The organism is Serratia sp. 3ACOL1 (assembly GCF_003668775.1).
Taxonomy (GTDB): Bacteria; Pseudomonadota; Gammaproteobacteria; order Enterobacterales; family Enterobacteriaceae; genus Chania; species Chania fonticola.
Window position 1 is genome coordinate 2,265,331 of sequence record NZ_CP033055.1, and the last position, 19,425, is coordinate 2,284,755.

16 protein-coding genes and 1 pseudogene are annotated in these 19,425 nt (G+C 56.0%); 7 read left to right on the plus strand and 10 right to left on the minus strand.

The features are described 5' to 3' along the window. Positions 1-16: 16 nt before the first annotated feature. Genes citG through citC form a run of 6 tightly spaced genes read right to left on the minus strand, consistent with a single transcriptional unit; the run spans position 17 to position 5,228 of the window. Positions 17-910: a triphosphoribosyl-dephospho-CoA synthase CitG gene (citG, locus tag D9980_RS10465; RefSeq protein WP_370454310.1), complete on the minus strand. Its 894-nt coding sequence runs from the start codon at positions 908-910 to the stop codon at positions 17-19. Continuing rightward, entirely contained in the window at positions 891-1,439 is a 549-nt protein-coding gene (gene citX / locus D9980_RS10470; protein ID WP_121607246.1) for a citrate lyase holo-[acyl-carrier protein] synthase, read from the minus strand. The genes citG and citX overlap by 20 nt, the downstream gene beginning before the upstream one ends. Before the next feature lie 4 nt (positions 1,440-1,443). Then, entirely contained in the window at positions 1,444-2,949 is a 1,506-nt protein-coding gene (gene citF / locus D9980_RS10475; RefSeq protein WP_021180303.1) for a citrate lyase subunit alpha, read from the minus strand. Beyond that, positions 2,949-3,842, minus strand: a complete 894-nt coding sequence (gene citE, locus D9980_RS10480; protein ID WP_059202058.1) for a citrate (pro-3S)-lyase subunit beta — start codon at positions 3,840-3,842, stop codon at positions 2,949-2,951. The genes citF and citE overlap by 1 nt, the downstream gene beginning before the upstream one ends. Before the next feature lie 7 nt (positions 3,843-3,849). Further along, a complete protein-coding gene (citD, locus tag D9980_RS10485; RefSeq protein WP_021180301.1) occupies positions 3,850-4,158 on the minus strand; it encodes a citrate lyase acyl carrier protein in 309 nt (102 codons plus the stop codon). Continuing rightward, entirely contained in the window at positions 4,158-5,228 is a 1,071-nt protein-coding gene (gene citC, locus D9980_RS10490; RefSeq protein WP_121607247.1) for a [citrate (pro-3S)-lyase] ligase, read from the minus strand. Before citC ends, citD begins: the two co-directional genes overlap by 1 nt. 323 nt (positions 5,229-5,551) lie before the next feature. Between citC and dpiA the strand changes: the two genes are divergently transcribed. After that, entirely contained in the window at positions 5,552-6,238 is a 687-nt protein-coding gene (gene dpiA / locus D9980_RS10495) for a two-component response regulator DpiA (protein WP_024486486.1), read from the plus strand. A 76-nt stretch (positions 6,239-6,314) separates the two neighbouring features. Here the strand turns inward: dpiA and D9980_RS10500 are convergent. From D9980_RS10500 to D9980_RS10515, 4 genes and pseudogenes are all read right to left on the minus strand, one after another. Next, positions 6,315-7,296: pseudogene (locus D9980_RS10500) on the minus strand (ABC transporter permease). A gap of 2 nt (positions 7,297-7,298) precedes the next feature. After that, on the minus strand, positions 7,299-8,237 hold the full coding sequence (locus tag D9980_RS10505) for an ABC transporter permease (RefSeq protein WP_037413257.1): 939 nt from the start codon (positions 8,235-8,237) through the stop codon (positions 7,299-7,301). A gap of 76 nt (positions 8,238-8,313) precedes the next feature. Continuing rightward, complete coding sequence (locus D9980_RS10510) at positions 8,314-9,795, minus strand: sugar ABC transporter ATP-binding protein (RefSeq protein ID WP_162304254.1); 1,482 nt, start codon at positions 9,793-9,795, stop codon at positions 8,314-8,316. A 74-nt stretch (positions 9,796-9,869) separates the two neighbouring features. After that, complete coding sequence (locus tag D9980_RS10515; RefSeq protein ID WP_235167058.1) at positions 9,870-10,805, minus strand: autoinducer 2 ABC transporter substrate-binding protein; 936 nt, start codon at positions 10,803-10,805, stop codon at positions 9,870-9,872. 485 nt (positions 10,806-11,290) lie between these two features. Here D9980_RS10515 and D9980_RS10525 point away from each other — a divergent pair, with 485 nt between their 5' ends. From D9980_RS10525 to fbpC, 6 genes are all read left to right on the plus strand, one after another. Further along, positions 11,291-11,920, plus strand: a complete 630-nt coding sequence (locus D9980_RS10525; RefSeq protein WP_024486492.1) for a response regulator transcription factor — start codon at positions 11,291-11,293, stop codon at positions 11,918-11,920. 12 nt (positions 11,921-11,932) lie between these two features. Beyond that, positions 11,933-13,465 carry an MASE1 domain-containing protein gene (locus D9980_RS10530; protein ID WP_121607248.1) on the plus strand — a complete coding sequence of 511 codons (1,533 nt, stop codon included), beginning with the start codon at positions 11,933-11,935 and terminating at the stop codon, positions 13,463-13,465. Positions 13,466-13,553: 88 nt separating this feature from the next. Further along, positions 13,554-14,846, plus strand: coding sequence for an MFS transporter family glucose-6-phosphate receptor UhpC (uhpC, locus tag D9980_RS10535; RefSeq protein WP_024528124.1), 1,293 nt, complete (start codon positions 13,554-13,556; stop codon positions 14,844-14,846). A 206-nt stretch (positions 14,847-15,052) separates the two neighbouring features. Further along, positions 15,053-16,084 (plus strand): ABC transporter substrate-binding protein, encoded by a 1,032-nt coding sequence (locus tag D9980_RS10540; protein ID WP_024486073.1) that lies wholly within the window; start codon positions 15,053-15,055, stop codon positions 16,082-16,084. A 67-nt stretch (positions 16,085-16,151) separates the two neighbouring features. Continuing rightward, positions 16,152-18,230 carry an iron ABC transporter permease gene (locus D9980_RS10545; protein ID WP_121607249.1) on the plus strand — a complete coding sequence of 693 codons (2,079 nt, stop codon included), beginning with the start codon at positions 16,152-16,154 and terminating at the stop codon, positions 18,228-18,230. Positions 18,231-18,255: 25 nt separating this feature from the next. Continuing rightward, positions 18,256-19,314: a ferric ABC transporter ATP-binding protein gene (gene fbpC / locus D9980_RS10550; RefSeq protein ID WP_037375424.1), complete on the plus strand. Its 1,059-nt coding sequence runs from the start codon at positions 18,256-18,258 to the stop codon at positions 19,312-19,314. Positions 19,315-19,425: the final 111 nt, after the last annotated feature.

Sequence of the window (19,425 nt, forward strand, 5' to 3'; positions counted from 1 at the left end):
AGGCTTCGTTATTTTTTTAAGCCCCCGTCTGCGGCAACTGCGCCAACAGCCAGGTGACTATCAATAAATCGGCACTGCCGCCGGGGCTAAGATTGCGGGCGATACATGCAACGTCGAACTGCCGCAAACGGGTAATTCCTTGCGCCGCACCTGCCCCTCCCTGTGCCAATAACTGGCTGGCATAGTGTTGTAACCAGCGCAGCCCTTTGATGCCGCCCCGCGAGGCGACGTTGGTATCATCGTTATGCGCCATCAGCCACAGCAGGCTGTCCAGCAGCGCGACCTGTTCGCCACACCCACTGGCGATCCTCTGGCGATACAGCGGCAATGAGCCGCCAATCACCCGCTGAAAGCCGGATTCAGCCTCACCACGGGCACCGCTCAGGCCAAACTCGGCAAATAACCGTTGTCCTGCCGTCTGGCCCGCGTTGTTGCGTTGCAGCTCTCGGCTAACCAACCCACGGCACATCTGGGCCACTTCGCCACACAGGCTTTGGGCGTCAATCTGCCGTTGTTGTTGCTGTAAGCGGCCAAGGGCGCAGCACAACAGCCCTAGCGAGAACACGCTGCCTTTATGGGTGTTGATGTCGCCGGTGGCGCGAAACATCTGTTCTTCGCAGGCCATGCCCAATGGGCGCAGGCGTGCAAGCTGCTGTTCGGCAGGCAAAGCGGCATCGGCCATACCCTGGCGGATAAAATAGGGTAGCCACCGGCCAATCGCCCTTGAGCTGCGATAGAAATGGCCAATATCCATGTCGCGATGTGCGCCGTTGTTGTGGCGATCGACCAACCCCGGTTTCGGCGTCAGGTTGACCTCCACCAACAGCGCCCGATAGGCGTCGCGCGCAAAGCGCTGGCTGTGCGAAAGATCTGTAACCGTCGGCTGCCAATCAGGCTGGGAGTGCATCATTGAGCATCCTTTCCATTGCATTGAGCAGTTGTTCGGTGCTGTGGCTCTGCTGGCGGGCGCAAATCTTGGCTGGCTGATTGCACAGCAGACAGCTGCGTTCAGGCAGACCAAGTTCGCGCCGTGACAAGATCTTTCCTTGCGGGGTCAGCACATCGATATCCCACAGGCGGCCAATCGGCTGCTGGATTTCCAGCTGAATGGCGGCCTCTTTCACCGCGCGAGCATCGGCTTGCAGCGCCAGATAGCCTTCGCAGCCGGTGGGCAGCGCCAGGGTCTTCTGCTGCAAACAAAGCCAGCCTTGCTGGCGATACATCTGCTGCAGAGCCTGCCTGCCCAGGTTGAACACGCGCCGCGTCATGGGGCTGTCTTTCACCGCCCCCGGCACCACCAGAGTGAGCACCACCAGCGTGGCGGTAGGATGGCGCGCCAGCCACGCCTGTTGCCGTGCCTGCCGGCATTCACGGCTGGAAAGCAGTTCGGGCAAACTTACGGCGCGGCTGGCGGCCAATTCGGGGGAGATGTAAGCCATGGCGTTACTCCGCGACCTGATGTACGACGTCAATCACCGAACCGTCGCGATAGCGCACCACGGCCACCACGTTGTCGGTAAAGGCGATCGGTTTCGGTTCGCCGGTCAATACCAGCGCACGCTCACGCAGCCATTCGATGGTGACCACCTGCAACCCGGCATCGCGTAATCTCTGCGCCAGCTCTGGGCGAGCAGGGTTTACGGCAATACCGTGGTCGGTCACCAAAATGTCGATGCTGGAGCCCGGCGTAACGCAGGTGGTCACCTGCTCAACCAGCGTAGGAATGCGGCCACGCACCAGCGGCGCGACAATAATCGCCAACCGTGCCGCCGCTGCAGTATCACAGTGGCCACCGGAAGCACCACGGATCACCCCGTCGGAGCCGGTCAGCACGTTAACGTTAAAGCCGGTGTCAATTTCCAGCGCGCTCAGCACGACCACGTCCAGGCGGTCAACCGATGCGCCCTTGGAACTGAAGTTGGCGTACTGATTAGCGCTGATCTCGATATGATTTGGGTTGCGAGCCAATGACATGGCCGCCGCACGGTCAAAGCTCTGCACGTCCAGCAATTTGCCGATCAGGCCTTTCTCATGCAGATCCACCATGGTGGAGGTGATGCCGCCCAGTGCAAAACCGGCGCGGACGCCACGAGCCCGCATCTTGTCTTCCAGGAAGCGGGTTACGGCCAACGAAGCGCCACCGGTGCCGGTCTGCAAGGAAAAGCCTTCGGTGAAGTAGCCGGAATCGACGATCACTTCGGCAGCACGGCGGGCAATCAGCAGCTCACGCGGGTTGGAGGTCATACGCGTGGCATCGGCCCCGATCTTGTCCGCATCCCCTACTCGCTCCAATTGCACGATCAGATCGACCTGATCCTGTGCCAGGCTGGCGGGATGATGCGGATAAGGCACGATCGCCTCGGTCAGCAGCACCACGCTACGGGCCGCAGCGGCATCCACCTTGGCGTAACCAAGCGAACCGCAGCAGGCATCGCCGGTATAACCGTTGGCATTGCCGAACTCATCGCAGGTCGGCACCCCGAGGAAGGCAACGTCGATCTGCAATTCACCCGACTCGACCAGGTTGACCCGGCCACCGTGCGAGTGAACCTGCACTGGCTCTTTCAGCAAGCCGCGCGAAATGGCGTCCGCCAACGGCCCACGCAAGCCGGAGGTATAAATGCGGCTCACCACCCCGTTGCGAATATGGCCGACCAGCGGCGCATGGCAATCGGTCAATGAACTGGAGGCCAGCGTCAGGTTGCGGAAGCCCATCTTCGCCAGCACATCCATCACCTGGTTGAGTGCCAGATCGCCGCCACGGAATGCGTGGTGGAAAGAGATGGTCATACCGTCCTGTAGACCGCTGCGGCGGATCGCCACTTCCAGAGACTCACAGCGTTTGATGTCGCGCGGTTTACGCGCCTGCAGGTTGGCCTTGGAGGCTTCCTGATAAAGCCGCATCTCGGCGTGATTGTTCAAGGTCATCAGGCGTTGTTGGCGTTTCATCATGCTTCCTCGCTGTGGTTCGGTTCTTCACGCACGCCGGAGAGCGCTGCGCGTTGCAGTACCAGACGGGCCCGTTCAATCACCGGGCTATCGACCATCTTGCCGTTCAGCGAAACCACGCCGCGCCCCTCTTTTTCTGCCGCTTCTGCCGCATCAACCACTCGCTGGGCATGGGCCACTTCTTTGGCGGTTGGTGCATACAGGTTGTGCAGCAGCTCGATCTGGCGTGGGTTAATCAGAGATTTACCGTCAAAGCCCAGCTGTTTGATCAGCGCCGCTTCCTGTAGGAAACCCGCTTCGTTGTTGGCATCGGAATAGACGGTATCGAACGCCTGGATCCCGGCTGAGCGGGCGGCCTGCAACAGTGAACAACGGGCAAACAGCAGTTCAATGCCTTCCGGCGAGCGCTCGGTACGCAGATTGCGCACATAGTCTTCGGCACCCAGCGCAATCCCGATCAACCTTGGGGAAGCCTGCGCAATCGCCACCGCGTTGGTGATGCCCTGTGCGGACTCGATCGCCGCCAGCAGGCCAGTGCTGCCGACCGGGCGACCACAGGCACGTTCAATGGCGGCAATTTCACGCTCCATATCCACCACGTCCTGCGCGGTGTCGGTTTTTGGCAGACGGACGATATCCGCTCCGCCACGCACCACCGCTTGCAGATCCGCCAGACCATAGGCCGAGTCCAAGGCGTTAACGCGCACAATGGTTTCTACTTCCTGATACAGCGGGTGTTGCAGCGCGTGATACACCAGGCGACGGGCCGCGTCTTTCTCACGCAGGATCACCGAGTCTTCCAGATCAAACATCAACGCATCGGCCTGATAGATAAAGGCGTTGCTGACCATGGCGGCATTCGCCCCCGGTACGAATAGCATGCTGCGGCGCATGCGGTGTTTATTCAGCGTTTTCACGGCGTTCCTCCCAAGGCAGCGCGGCGGTTTCGCTGGCACGCATCAGCGCGGTTTCCAGCCGTGCACGCAGCACACAGTCCAGTGCGCCTTTATCGTCGACAATCACCTGCACCGGCGGCACGTCGTACTGCTGCAAAACCTGCAACAGGGTGTGGCGGATGGCATCGCCGAACTGTTTTTCCACGCTGCTGGCAATCAGCAGATCGTGTTCCGGGCCTTCTGCTGGCGCGATACGGACCATGACATCGCTGGATTCCAGCGTGCCAGCCATTGCTTCTCGGATTATTTTCATCATTCACCTGATTGTGCGGACTCAAATTCTTGCGGTACTGGCTTGGCCCGGCGCTGTGCCTGCAGATCCTGCAGGTAGTACAGCGTGTCTTTCGGCACCAAAGGCGCGGCGGCGTGGAAGTCTCCCGCGGCCAGCAACTTGCGCACCCAGGAGGCAGAGATCGCCGTGCCCTGGTACTGCAAGCGCTCAATTTCCACCAGATCGATCGGTGGGCTAGGCAGCGCCGGAGTTTCCAGCCAATAACGCATGTCGCGGTTGTATTTCGCCGTTACGGCGCAGAACGGTTCGTTGCCGACAAATCGATGCGTGATGCCCAACGCGGGGGCCAGATACTGGCGGAAGATTTTCAGATCGATTTCGGTGTAACAGTCGTCGGCAACCCCCTGCTCTTTAATGAAGTAGCAAGGGAAAGTGGCACGGGAGATCACGTATTGTGACCCCTCATGCACCGTCAGATTGGTGATCCCCTCGGTGCCCTTCAGTACCAGATCGCGGCGATCGTCATACGGGAAGCGCGAGGTATTTTCTTTCACCAGAAACAGATGCAGCCAGTCGCAGCGGGCGGCAGCTTCCCGCACCAGATATTGATGGCCACGGGTAAAAGGGTTGGCATTCATCACGATGCTGCCAATGGTATCGCCCGGCTGGCGCTCGCGGGCCAGTTGCGCAGCGTAACGCTTCAGGCGGCACGGGCTGTTTTCCATCAGCACCACGATGCCGGGCACGCTGGCAATCGGGTAAAAGCCACACTGGCGAAACAGCGCCTCATTCTGCACTTTGGTATAGATAAACAGCTGGGTGTGATGGCGCTCATAGGCCAGATTCACCAGTTCGGTCGCCAATGATAACGCCAAGCCTTCACCGCGCATTTGCGGGCTGATGGCCACGCATTTGATAATATTTTCGGCGATACCTCCGCAGGCAACCAATTGCTCGCCCTGGGTCACGGTGATAAAAACTTCGACCGTGGTATCAATATTCAGATCGTTACTACGCAAAAAAGCATTAATTGCCGCTATATTTTTGTGATCCGATCTCTTCACCCGATTAAATACGGTATCGCCCAACATGTCAGTCTCTCTAAAATAACTTATCAATAACATTTGAAATACAAAATCCCATTAGGGTTAACATTAAGGTGTAATAAAAACCTTAAAAACCATCGAGTTGAAATGGTCTATAACGCGAACGGGGTATTTAATGGCGCCATGTTAAACACAAATAACGCCCTGATTATTGACCTATTTCACAATCTACCCGCAGTAAATAAGTTGTTTAATGGTTTTTATTTACTTAATTATTTTTATAGTTTTTATTAGCGACATAGTGTTTAATTAAATAACCATCTCGCTGAGATTTAATTAGCAGCATAATTAAGCAACGGGGAATTAACATGGAGTGGCTAAATATTCTGATTGTTGAGGATGAAACGCCGTTGGCAGAAATGCATGCGGAATTCATCAAGCAGAATGGCGGATGCCGGCAGATTTGGCTGGCGGGCACCCTGGCACAGGCACGCACGATGACCGAGCGTTTCAAACCCGACCTGATCCTGTTGGATAATTTCCTGCCAGATGGCCAGGGCATAGAACTGCTGCGCGAGCTGACGCTACAAGGCTACGGCGGTGGCATTGTGTTTATCACCGCCGCCAGCGATATGGACACCGTGGCCGAAGCGCTGCGCTATGGCGTGTTCGATTACCTGATCAAACCCCTGGCCTATGACCGCCTGGCGCAAACCCTGCAACGCTTTAGCCAACGGCGCGAAGCGCTGAAAGACAAGGCGCGGGTCAACCAACGCCGCATTGATGAAATGTTCAACACCTACGCCCGCGGCGGCGATCAGACCGCGTTGCCCACCGGCATTGATGAGCTGACGCTGATGAAGATCCGCGATTTGTTCGAAGATCCGCAGGTGCGTCATACGGCGGAAAGCGTGGCACAACAGATTGGACTGAGCCGCACCACCGCCCGGCGTTATCTGGAGTTTTTCAGCGCCAACGATCAATTAGTTGCAGAGATTATTTACGGCAAAGTGGGCAGACCCCAGCGGATCTATCGTTCTGCAAGCAATGGCTAAATAGGAGCGCCCAACATACAGTGATGTAGTGGGCTGCTCCTGGAGGCTGTCGAACCTGTTTGGTGAACTTGCACTATCACTGCAACGGCTTGTTCTGCCGTAAGAAACGCAATGCCGGGACTTTTGCACCTTTGACAAAGATAAACGCCAGCAGTAACGATCCCCACAGTGCCATGGTGATATAGCTACTGACTCCCATGATATTTAGCCCGCTCTCCAGCATTTGCAACAGGAACAGCGCTAGCACAATGCCGAACACCTTACCAAATCCACCATCAGGATTTACCCCGCCTAATACCGTCGCCAGGATAGTGATAAGCAACAGTGACTCGCCGTAGGAGGCTTTGGCCGAGTTGAGTTTCGACATCATCAGCAACGCCGCGACGGCGCACAGTAACGAGGAAATCACATAAACCCAAATCAGCGTGCGGCGGGTGTTAATACCAGAGTAAAAGGTGGCTTTCTCGTTAGAGCCGGACAGGTATATCTGACGGCCCAGCGGGGTCTTGGCCAACATAAGCCAAAGCAGCAACGCCACCACGGCAAACAGGTAAAGCGGGCCTGGAACCCCAAGAAAATAGCTGCGGTCCAATGCCAGTACATAGCTCGGAAAGTTAGAAATCGCCGAGCCTTTGGAGATCAGCACATTTATCCCTTTGAGCAAGGTCATGATGCCCAGTGTCGCCAGAATTGGGGATACCCGAACCACCGAGATAAGCACCCCATTGATGATCCCCACCACCAAGGCAACCGCCCCCCCGCCAACAGCATCACTATCAATGAACTGAACGTTGGCTCAAGATGGGTACACACCCAGGCCATCACCAGCGCACTGGCGTTCGCAGTGGCAATGATGGATAAGTTGATGCCACCGGTCAGCATGGTGATCGCCATTGCCAACGTCAATATCCCGCGACGGGGATTTGTGAGGCGATGGATTGGAAATTGGCCGCAGACCAGAATACCTGTGGGATCAGCACACTGAACACGCCCGCTACCAGCACCAGCAGTGCCACCAACCAGCGCTCGGTATGATCGCGTTGAGTTGTTTTCGACATGGTTATATCCCTACCTTATGACGTTGGCCCCAGGCAGTCACACTGATACTGATGACGATCACCAGACCGATCACCACGCTATGCCAGTACGACGAAATACCCAGTAAATTCAAACCATTTTGCAATATTGCCAGCAAGATCACTCCGAGCAGAGTGCCGGTTAGGGTTCCCCGCCCACCGACAATACTGGTTCCGCCCAACACCACCGCCGCCAGCACGGTGAGTTCATAACCCAGCAACGAGTCCGGTGCCACCGTCAAGACGGTATAGGACTGCACCACACCGGCGATACCGGATAAAAACCCCATATAGCCATAAACAAACAGTTGCAGCTTTACAATGCTGAACCCCATACGGGATGCCGCTTCCTGATTACCGCCCAACGCATATATTTGCCGGCCAATGCTGGTGCGTGTCATCACCAAAGCAGTGACAATAATCGTCGCCAGCAAGGTCAAAATGGGCAGCGAAAGGCCATAGTCATAGCCGTCAGCGGCGGTGAAGGAGAACAGCATTGGCCCATGTTCGAACCATTCCGGATAGGTATACAGCCAGACACCCCGGCTGAGATACAGCAGCAACCCGTAGAAGATATTCAGCGTGGAAATGGTAATAATGATGGACGGCACCCGCAGGCGATTAACCAATAGCGCATTGATCAACCCCAGCAACAAGCCGATGCCTCCTGCCAATGCGAAAGCCACCGGGAAATTACCACCAAACTTCACAATGAATGTCACCATGACATATTGCGAAATAATGGTCATCGCCGGGAATGAAATGTCAATACCGCCAGAAATCAAAACGATAAAAAAACCACAAGCCAAAATGGTCAACATGGCGTAGTTATTTATCAAATCATAAATATTGGCGAGCGTCAGAAATTCTGGGCTGGTGAAAGCAAGATAAGTCGAAATAATCAATATGGTAAAAGCCAACATAACTTCGTGGCGTTTCAGATGCTCTTTATTAAATAAACCTGTTTTGCCTACATCAGGCTTATTGAGTGCATGGGGATTAGCCATTGACTACCTCCGCAATGGCAGCTTCGCTGCAGTTACTCGGCAAGAACTCCTGCACAAGCCGCCCGGACCGCATAACCAGAATACGGTGGCTATTAAAGTAAGCTTCATCAATCTCATCACAAACCATTAATACCGCTATCCCCCGCGCCGCCAATGCATTGATAATATTATAAATGCCTGCCTTGTTGGCGATGTCGACCCCAACGGTCGGCGAGTCGAGGATCAGTATTTGCGGGTCGGTTGCCAGCCATTTGGCGATGGCAATACGCTGGGCATTTCCACCGGATAACGTATTGACCGGCAGGTCGCTATTACCGATTTTGATCGACAGATGTTTCACCATGTCTTCGACCAGTGTGTCGACTCGCTCGGCCCGTATCAGGTGAAAGGCATTTTTAAGCCGGTGTAATACCGTGGCACTGATATTATCGCGGATTGATTGCTCCATAATCAGCCCAGTGCTCATTCTGTCTTCCGAGACATAGCCCACACCAGCGGCAATGGCATCGCGGTTACTGGCGAACCGCATTGGCTTATCATTGATTCGAATGCTGCCCGACTCGGATTTTGTTAAACCAAATAGACTGAGGCACAGCTCTGTGCGGCCAGACCCCAGCAAACCAACCAGAGCGACAATTTCGCCAGGATGCAAAGCCAGTGAGATATCCTGATATTCGTTGCCGCGGGAAAGCGCTTCCACTGCCATCACGACCGGGCGCGCGGCGCTGTAAGGCGGTAGCACCTGAAAATCAAATTTCATATCCGTCATCAGCCAGGCCAGCCGTTGATTATCCACTTCAGCAGCGGGGTAGGTTCCAACCCACTGGCCATCTTTCAGGACGGTAATACGGTCTGAAATCTCCAGCACTTCGCTCAACCGGTGGCTCACAAATACCACGCAAATATTGCGTGATTTCAGCTCATGCACCACCCGTAGCAAGCCGTTAACTTCTTGCCGTGTCAGCGACGCGGTTGGTTCATCCATCACAATGAGGCGGGCATCTTGTGCCAGCGCACGGCAGATAGCGACTAATTGTTTCTGGGCGATGGATAAATTCTCAACCAATTCGTCCAGATTAAGGTGGGCATCAATGCTGTTAATAACGCGCTCGGCAGTCTCCCGCATCTGACGTTTATTCACCCACATCTGATGGTGATAATGGTTCATGGCGATATTCTCAGCCACGGTCAGATTCGGGAATAAGGATAAATCCTGATAAATAACCTGGATCCCCAGGCGGACAGACTCAATAGGGGTCAGGGTTGAATAGGTTTTGTCATCAATAATAATGGCGGCATCTCTATCGGGTTGGTAAACACCGGAGATAATCTTGATCAGTGTTGATTTGCCACAACCGTTCTGCCCAGCGAGGCAATGTACCTCACCCGGTAATAGGGTCATAGCCACCTTATTCAGCGCCTTGACGCCATAAAAGGTTTTACTGATATTTTCCAGGGTAATAAATGGCTGCATACATCCTCTTACTCCAGGCGGGCATTGTTTACAGAGCCGAACAAGGGGTTCGGCTCTGCGGTAATGCGGGGGAATTAATACAGAGAATCCACGTTGTCTTTGGTGACTCGCAGCACATTGTGGAACTGAATCAGGTGTTTATCCTGATCAACCTCCGCTTTACCCACCCCTGGGATCTCCATGCCTGTTTCGATCTTCTCACCTTTAAGCACTTTGTCCGCAACGGCAGTCAGTGCATATCCAGCAGAACCTGGGTCATAAGTGACACCCATGGCGATATCACCACTTTTAATCAGCGAGGCTGCCTGAGAGGGGATCATCATGCCGAATACGTGGACATTGTTTTTCGCCCGTTTCTCTTTCACTGCGCGACCTGCACCAATTGGGCCTTGTGAACCGAAGGCCACAATCCCCTTCAGGTCGCTATGTGCTTTCATCAGATCCAGTGTGGTGCGGCGTGAGTCATCAATGCTCTCGGCGACAGGCATACGGCTGGTCACTTCAAACATTTCCGGATAATGCTCTTTCTGGTATTTAACAAATAAATCTGCCCACAGGTTATGTTGTGGCACGGTCAGGCTACCGACATAAATGACATACCCTCCTTTGCCGCCCATCGCTTTTGCCATTTCTTCCACGTTGTCGGCGGCAAATTTGGCGTTATCGATGATTTCAATATCCCAGTTAGCGCTAGGTTGCCCTGGAGATTCATTGGTTAATACCACGATACCGGCGTCACGCGCTTTCTTGAATACGGGTTCCAGCACATCGGCATCGTTCGGCACGATACTGATGGCACTGACTTTCTTGGCGATCAAATCTTCAATAATTTTAACCTGTTGTGGGGCGTCGGTACTGGATGGGCCAACTTGGTAGGCCTTGATACCCAGGTCTTTACCGGCACGTTCGACACCTTCACCCATGCGATTGAACCAGGGCATTCCGGCGATTTTCGAAATATTGACGACTTCCACTTCTTGCGCCAATGCACCGCCCGAGCCCACCAGCATGCTGAACAGGCTGGCCGCCAATAACGTTTTCACACTCAATTTTTTCATCTAACACTCCCGGATCTAATGTAGGTTGAGGCATAACCGCCAAATAGCGAGATAACACATTGGTATTATTTATATTTTATTGTTAGTGACGATTTCCCGGGATGCCGATTTTACATCTGCACAACATTCCCGTAGAGGGACTCTACAGCCTCGATAGCGATTTCCCCCATATCTTTGAATGCTATTTATATGGACAAACTTGCAACCTTCCCGGTTTGCGACGGGGGTCATGCTCCTGAGGGGATAAACGAGGCGAAATGCGTAAAAATAACCGTCAGGAAGGCAATAACAGCGCTGGTTACAGGGATACTCTGGGTCGATGCGGCAGGCCATTTTAATGCCAATCTGTTAACTCCCTTCCATTTTGCAGCGCAACAGTTGCCAGCCAGTGTTTTCCTGCGCATGATGCGGAAAATCTCACACTTTGTTACAGGCCTATGATTAACGTTGCGCTGATAGACGACCACGTGGTGGTTCGTTCCGGGTTTGCCCAGTTACTGTCGTTGGAAGAGGATATCCGTATCGTCGGTCAGTTCGACTCGGCGGCACAGGCATGGCCACACTTGCTGCGCGATCCGATCGACGTGGCGGTGCTGGATATCGCCATGCCGAACGAAAGTGGCCTTAGCCTGCTCCAGCGTTTACGCCAACAGCGTCCCACCTTTCGCGCCATCATTCTCAGCATCTATGACACCAATGCCTTCGTGCAAAGCGCGATTGATGCCGGGGCCGGTGGTTATCTCACCAAACGCTGCGGTCCCCACGAATTGGTGCAGGCGGTTCGCGCTGTCAGCAGCGGCGGGCTTTACCTGTGCGCGGATGCATTGCGCGCACTGCGCCATACTCCGCAGCCACCGAAAGAATTGCAGGTACTCACCCCGCGCGAGAAAGAGATCTTCGATCTGCTGGTCAACGGCCTGAGTGTTAAAACCATCGCCCAACAGTTGACCTTAAGCCATAAGACCGTGCAGGTGCACCGCGCCAATATCCTCGGCAAACTGCATTGCGACACTACCGTGGAACTGGTGCATTTCGCGCTGCAACATCAACTGCTTGCCGGGAGTTAGCCGGTGCCGCCAATGGTGCGCCGCCTGGCGCTTTCGCTGTTTCTGGCGCTGTTTTTCACCCTCAGTTGGCTGGCCCTGTGGACCATTAGCCTGCACCTGAGCCATGACGGCCAACAGGCCGTGCTGCTGTTTCCCCAAGGGCTGCGGCTAGCGCTACTAATCCTGCTACCCCGGCGTTACTGGCTCACGCTGTTACTGGCGGAAGCCGCCACGCTGCTATGGCTGCATGACCAGCAATTGCTGAGCGACCGCTCGGTGCTGTTGCTGCCGTTGTTAAGCCTGCTACCGGCCTGGGGCACTCAGCGGCTGTGGTATCGCTATCACCTGTATTGGCAACGGCTGTCGCTATTGCTGGCGGCCATCGCTGCCAATGCGCTGCTGTGTGGGTTACTGGCGGGAGTCTGGCTGCCATCCACTATCAGTCAAACCTTGCTGACCAGCTTTACCGGCGGCGTGCTGCTGGTGCCTTTCGTCTATCTGATTTATACCTACCTGCGCCAGCAACTGGTGACGTCGATGCCTGTTCCGCGCCCCTCAACACCACAATTACGCACCTCGCTACTGCTATGGTGTTCGCTGTTTCTCACCATGGGGATTTGCGTACAACTGGCGATCGCCCCGGAGATGGAGCGGCTGCTGCTGATCTTTATCTTTCTGCCCAACGTGTTTATGGCTTATCGCTTTGGCTGGCAAGGGGGCGTGCTGGCAGCGCTGTTTGGCAGCGTGATGATCACCCTCACCCGCCAGGCCGGTGGCGCGTTTCAGGATCTGCAAGAGTTGGAGCTATTCCTTTCTACCCAGGCGCTGTTGGGGATTGGGCTGGGGATTGCCATCAGCCGCCAGCAGCAATTGGCGCAAAAGCTACAGCGCTATCGCCAACAGTTGGAGCAAGAGTTGGCGGCCAAACGTCATCTGATGGAGCGGCTGGTGGGTACTGAAGAAGAGGTGCGCAAGGCCATAGCTCGCGAATTGCATGACGAGATCGGCCAGAATATTACCGCTATTCAGATCCAGGCAATGCTGGTGAACCGCAGCGCCACCGCCCCGGCCACCCGCCTGGCCGCAGAGCAAATCGATTCGTTGTCGCAACGCATCCACCACACCACCCGCACCCTGCTACGGCAACTGCGTCCACCGGTGTTGGAAGAGATGGAACTGGACAAGGCCCTGCATCACCTGGCCGACGAGTTTTCCTTTGCCGAACAGGGGATCAGCTTCCAACTGGATTACCGCCTGCCAGCCACGCCAGATGATGAAACCCTGGTATTTACCCTCTACCGGGTGGCACAGGAGCTGCTCAATAACATCAGCAAACACGCCTGCGCCAGCCATGTGCATTTAAGCCTGACGCAAACCCACCAGACGATCACTCTGGAAGTGCGTGACGACGGCCAGGGCATGCCGTTGCAACCCACCAGCGGTTTTGGCCTGCGCGGTATTGAAGAACGGGTGCGCGCATTGGGGGGGGATTGGCGGCTTCACCGGCGTAATGGCACGCGCATAATTGTTAACCTGCCCACAAAACTGAACAAAAACCCCGTCTGACTAGGACTAAGTCTTAGGTGCCTAAAACCTTGTCTCATCCAATCCTGTTTTCAGCACCCTACACTGCTCTCACTGTCTGGAGGACCCCATGGCATCGGCCACGTTAACCGCAGAGCAAATCAGCGCTCGCTACCGCTACTGGCGACCACGCCTGATGTTTTCGATGATCGTCGGCTACGGCGCATTTTATCTGACACGCAAGAGCGTCAGCTATGCGATGCCGGTGATGCAGCTCGAACTGGGGTTGGACAAAGGGGATATCGGCCTGCTGGGTACGCTGTTTTACCTGGCCTACGGCGGCTCGAAGTTTGTCTCCGGCATCGTCAGCGATCGCAGCCAGGCCCGCTGGTTTATGGGCGTCGGGCTGTTTATCACCGGCGTGCTGAACATCGTGTTCGCCTTTTGCCATTCGCTGACGGCGTTGCTGGTGGTCTGGACGTTAAACGGTTTCTTTCAGGGCTGGGGCTGGCCGCCCTGCGCCAAGATGCTCACCAGTTGGTATTCGCGCAACGAGCGTGGCTTCTGGTGGGGTACCTGGAATACGTCGATCAGCCTGGGCGGTGCGGCCGTGCCGTTGCTGTCCGGATATATGGCTTCGCACTACGGTTGGCAGGCTGCGCTGCTGCTGCCGGGAGCCATCGGGATGCTGATCGGGCTGTGGCTGTGCTGGCAACTGTGCGGCAAACCGCAGCAGCAAGGATTACCCAGCGTGGGCCACTGGCGGCGCGATCCGCTGGAGCTGTGGCAAGAGCAGCAAAGCCCGGCGATGCCGATGCGGCGGATGCTGTTTGACACCATTTTGCGCAATCCGACCATCTGGTTGCTGGGCGTGTCTTACATCCTGGTGTACCTGATACGCATTGCGCTGAACGATTGGGGCAACATCTGGCTGGCGGAGAGCCATGGCGTCAACCTGATGAAGGCCAACGCCACGTTGTCACTGTTTGAACTGGGTGGGCTGTTTGGCGCGCTGTTTGCCGGGTGGGGATCGGATCTGCTGTTTCGCGGCCTGCGAGCACCGATGATCCTGCTGTTTTCCATCGGACTCTTTGTGACGACGACTGCGCTGTGGCTGGCCCCGCTGCACCATTACGGGCTGCTTTCGGCCTGTTTTTTCGGCCTCGGCTTTTTTGTATTTGGGCCGCAGATGCTGATCGGGCTGGCCGCCACGGAGCACTGCCATAAAGATGCGGCCGGTACCGTGACCGGGTTTCTTGGCCTGTTCGCCTACCTGGGGGCCGCGCTGGCCGGTTGGCCACTGGCGCAGGTGTTACAGCATTACGGCTGGTATGGGTTCTTTGCCCTGCTGGCGCTGGCGGCCACCTGCGTCGGCCTGCTGTTGATGCCGTTGCTGATGGCAGGGCAGATAAGGCAACAGTAAGGTGCAACGGGCGCAGCATGCGGCGCCCCTACGATGCCTATCCCACAGAGAGAGGACTGTACCTGACCACAACACCGGACTCGCTCCCTCTCCTTGGGGAGAGGGTTGGGGTGAGGGAGATAGCATTCGCTGCCGTTTCCTTAATCACCAGAAAAGAAATTGGTTTGCTTTACCCTACAAAGACAACAACAAAAAAGGATGACTCTATGAAATTGACACCTCTCAACACCCTGCTGGCCACCACGCTGGCGCTGACTGCCCTGGCCGGAACCGTGCAGGCCAAAGGCCGTCTGGTGATCTATTGCAGCGCCACCAACGCCATGTGCGAAGAAGAAGCCAAAGTCTTCGGGGAAAAATACGACGTCAAGACCAGCTTTATCCGCAACGGCTCTGGCAGCACCCTGGCCAAGGTAGACGCGGAGAAGAAAAACCCACAGGCTGACGTCTGGTACGGCGGCACGCTGGATCCGCAATCACAGGCCGGTGAAATGGACCTGTTGGAGCCGTACGCCTCGCCGAACCTGGAGCAAATCATGCCGCAGTTCCGCGATCCGGCCAAACGTAAAGGCAACTACTCGTCTGCGGTGTATATCGGCATTCTCGGTTTTGGCGTCAACACCGATCGCCTTAAAGAGAAAAACCTGCCTGAACCCAAGTGCTGGAAGGATTTGACCAACCCAATCTACAAAGGGGAGATCCAAATCGCCGATCCACAAAGCTCCGGCACGGCCTACACCGCACTGGCCACCTTTGCGCAGCTGTGGGGCGAAGAAGCCGCCTTTGATTACCTGAAGCAGTTGAACGGCAATATCTCGCAGTACACCAAGTCCGGCATTGCCCCAGCCCGCAACGCCGCGCGCGGTGAAACCACGATCGGCATTGGTTTCCTACACGACTATTCGCTGGAAAAAGAGAAAGGTGCACCTCTGACGCTGGTTTCCCCATGCGAAGGTTCTGGCTATGAAATCGGCGGCATCAGCATCCTCAAGAACGCCCGCAATATGGAAAACGCCAAGCTGTTCGTGGACTGGGCGTTGTCTAAAGAGGCTCAGGAGCTTTCCTGGAAGAAGGGTCAGTCTTACCAGATCCTGACCAATACCACGGCTGAGACTTCCCCTAACTCGCTGAAGCTGGATCAACTGAAACTGATCGATTACGACATGGATACCTACGGCGCTTCCGACATGCGTAAAAAGCTGATCACCAAATGGGTTAACGACGTGAAGATGGGCCACTGATCCCATCCCGCATCTATCGGGCGTAGGCTCTACGCCCGCTTCATTTTCGTTTATTCCGGGGAATATCATGTCTGAAACCATCACCTTGCGCACAGCGCAGGGGCGGGATCCCATTTTCTACTGGTTGCTGCTGGCGCTGGCAGGTTTCGCCCTACTGCCTTCCTACAGCCTGGACTACGGGCTGCTGGAGGCGACCAGCGAAGAGCTGCTGGCGGCCTACGGATGGTCACATGCAGGCTTGGCCATGCTGTGGTTTGCCGCCCCGCTGCTGCTGATTGTACGCCCGCAGATTGCCACCGGTCGCGAGCAACGCAACCGCCACCTGTTTGATGCCGGTTATGCCCTGGCCTGTGGGCTATTGGTATTTATCAGCGCCGCCGCGACCGGTACCGGGATGGGGTTCGCTACCTTACCGCTGCTGGTGGCAATGGGCGCAGTGATCACCATTGCACTCTCAAGGCTGGAATGGCTGGGTGGCGATCGCTTCGTACTCGGCTCGCTGGTGGCGGTGATCGCCCTGATCGTGCTGTTTATCATTTACCCCAGCATCGCCATCTTTATCCCAATGTTCACCGACGAGGCCGGTGCCTTCGCCCCGTTGGCGTTTATGCAAACGCTCGGGCAGGCGCATATCCTGCAGGTGATCTGGAACTCCTTCCTGCTCTCCGTGGCCGTCGGGATTGGCTGTACCTTCTTCGGCATGGTGCTGGCGATTTATACCACGCGTATTGCCCGCCGTTCGGCGGTGATTGGCCGCATCTTCTCGATCCTGCCGATCGTCACACCGCCGTTTGTGGTTGGCTTGGGCGTCACCCTGATGATGGGCCGCTCCGGCTACATCACCGAGCTGATGGTAACCTGGTTTGGCCTGACCAATACCAACTGGCTCTACGGCTTTACCGGGATCTGGTTGGCCCAGGTGCTGGCCTTTACCCCGATGTCATTTATGATCCTCGATGGGGCGATCAAGACCATCCATCCGTCGCTGGAAGAGGCGTCCTACACGTTGCGCGCCAACCGCTTCCAGACCTTTACCCAGGTGTTTATGCCGCTGCTGAAACCGGCATTGGCCAACTCGTTCCTGATCGTCATTGTTCAGTCGTTGGCGGACTTCAGTAACCCGTTGGTCCTCGGCGGCAACTTCGACGTATTGGCCACGCAGATCTACTTCTACATTACCGGTGCGCAACTTGATTATCAGGCAGCCAGTACGCTGGGCGTGGTGCTGCTGATGTTCTCGCTGTTGGTGTTCTGCGTGCAGTACATGTGGATCGGCAAGCGTTCCTACGTGACCATTTCCGGCAAGTCCAACCACGGCGACGTTCAGCCGCTGCCGGTGACGCTGGTGTGGGGCGTCTCGCTGATGCTGTATGTCTGGATCGCCTTCAACATCCTGCTGTACGGCAGCATTTTCTACGGCAGCTTTACCGTTAACTGGGGCGTGGACTACACGCTGACGCTGGACAACTTCACCAAACTGTTCGGCCAAGGCTTCAGTGACGGCGCATGGCCTTCCCTGATCGATACCTTGCTGTATGCCGGGATTGCCGCACCGATCACCGCCATCTTCGGCCTGCTGATTGCCTACATCGTGGTACGCCAGCAGTTCCAGGGTAAAAAAGTGATCGAATTCAGCACCATGCTGTGCTTCGCGGTGCCAGGAACCGTCGCCGGTGTTTCCTACATTCTGGCGTTTAACAGTGCACCGGTTTACCTGACCGGGACGGCAGCCATCGTGATCATTTCAATGGTGATGCGCAACGTGCCAGTGGGGATCCGCGCGGGTATTGCAGGTTTGGGACAGTTGGACAAGTCGTTGGATGAGGCCTCCCTCAGCCTGCGTGCCGGTTCGCTACGCACCATCGTGTATATCCTGCTGCCCTTGCTGCGCCCGGCGATCCTCTCGGCGTTGGTCTACAGCTTTGTCCGTGCCATGACCACCGTGAGCGCCATTGTTTTCCTGGTTACGCCAGATACGCGCGTCGCGACGTCCTACATCCTTAACCGGGTCGAGGATGGCGAGTATGGCGTGGCCATTGCCTACGGATCGATCCTGATCGTAGTGATGCTGGCGATTATTTTCCTGTTTGATGCCCTGGTTGGCGAAGCGCGGGTCGCGCGTTCCAAAGCCCGGAATGCGGCCTGATACCCGGCGGAGAAGGATGAACAACATGTCTGACATTCAAGATAAAAAGCACTTTGTTGAACTGAAAAACGTCGCCAAGCGGTTTGGCAACAACACCGTGATTGAAAACCTGAGCCTGGCGATCCCCCGTGGGGATATGGTGACGCTGCTTGGCCCTTCCGGCTGCGGTAAAACCACGGTCCTGCGCCTGGTCGCCGGGCTGGAGAAACCCAGTGGCGGGCAGATCTTCATCGACGGCGAGGACGTGACCGATCGCTCTATTCAGCAGCGGGACATCTGTATGGTGTTTCAGTCCTACGCGCTGTTCCCCCATATGTCGCTGGGGGATAACATCGGCTATGGCCTGAAAATGCTGGGAAGGCCCAAGGCGGAGATCCGCGATAGGGTACGTGAAGCTCTGATGTTGGTCGATCTGGAAGGTTTTGAGGAGCGCTATGTCGATCAGATCTCCGGCGGCCAGCAGCAACGCGTCGCCCTGGCACGTGCGCTGATCCTCAAACCCAAGGTGCTGCTGTTCGATGAACCGCTGAGTAACCTGGATGCCAACCTGCGCCGCAGCATGCGTGAGAAGATCCGCGAGTTGCAGCAGCAGTTCAACATCACCTCACTCTACGTCACCCACGATCAGAGCGAAGCCTTTGCGGTTTCCGACACCGTGCTGGTGATGAACAAAGGAGAAATCATGCAGATTGGCGCGCCGCAAACGCTGTACCGTTACCCGGCCTCGCGCTTTATGGCCGGATTTATGGGGGATGCCAACATCTTCCCGGCCAAGGTGACCAGCAGCGGCGTAGAGATCTTTGGCTACCCGGTGCCGCGCCCGCAAGGGTTTGCCCCCGGTTTGCAGCAATGTACCGTGGGCGTGCGCCCGGAAGCGATTACCCTCAGCCAACATGGGGAACCGAGCCAGCGCTGCACCATCAGTAAAGTGGCTTACATGGGGCCTCAGTATGAGGTGCTGGTGAACTGGCACGATCAGTCGCTGCTGCTGCAGGTAAACGCTACGCAGTTGCAACCCGAGCCGGGCGACAGCTATTTCCTGCAAATCCATCCGTTCGGCATGTTCGTACTCGCCGACGAGTAAGCCTGAATTAAACCCCGCTCGTGGTTCCGGGCGGGGTATTTTTTGATGTCCATTCCCTGTCCAATCACGGTTAATCCGCTGCTGGTACTCGAAGATAATCCGGCCAACTGC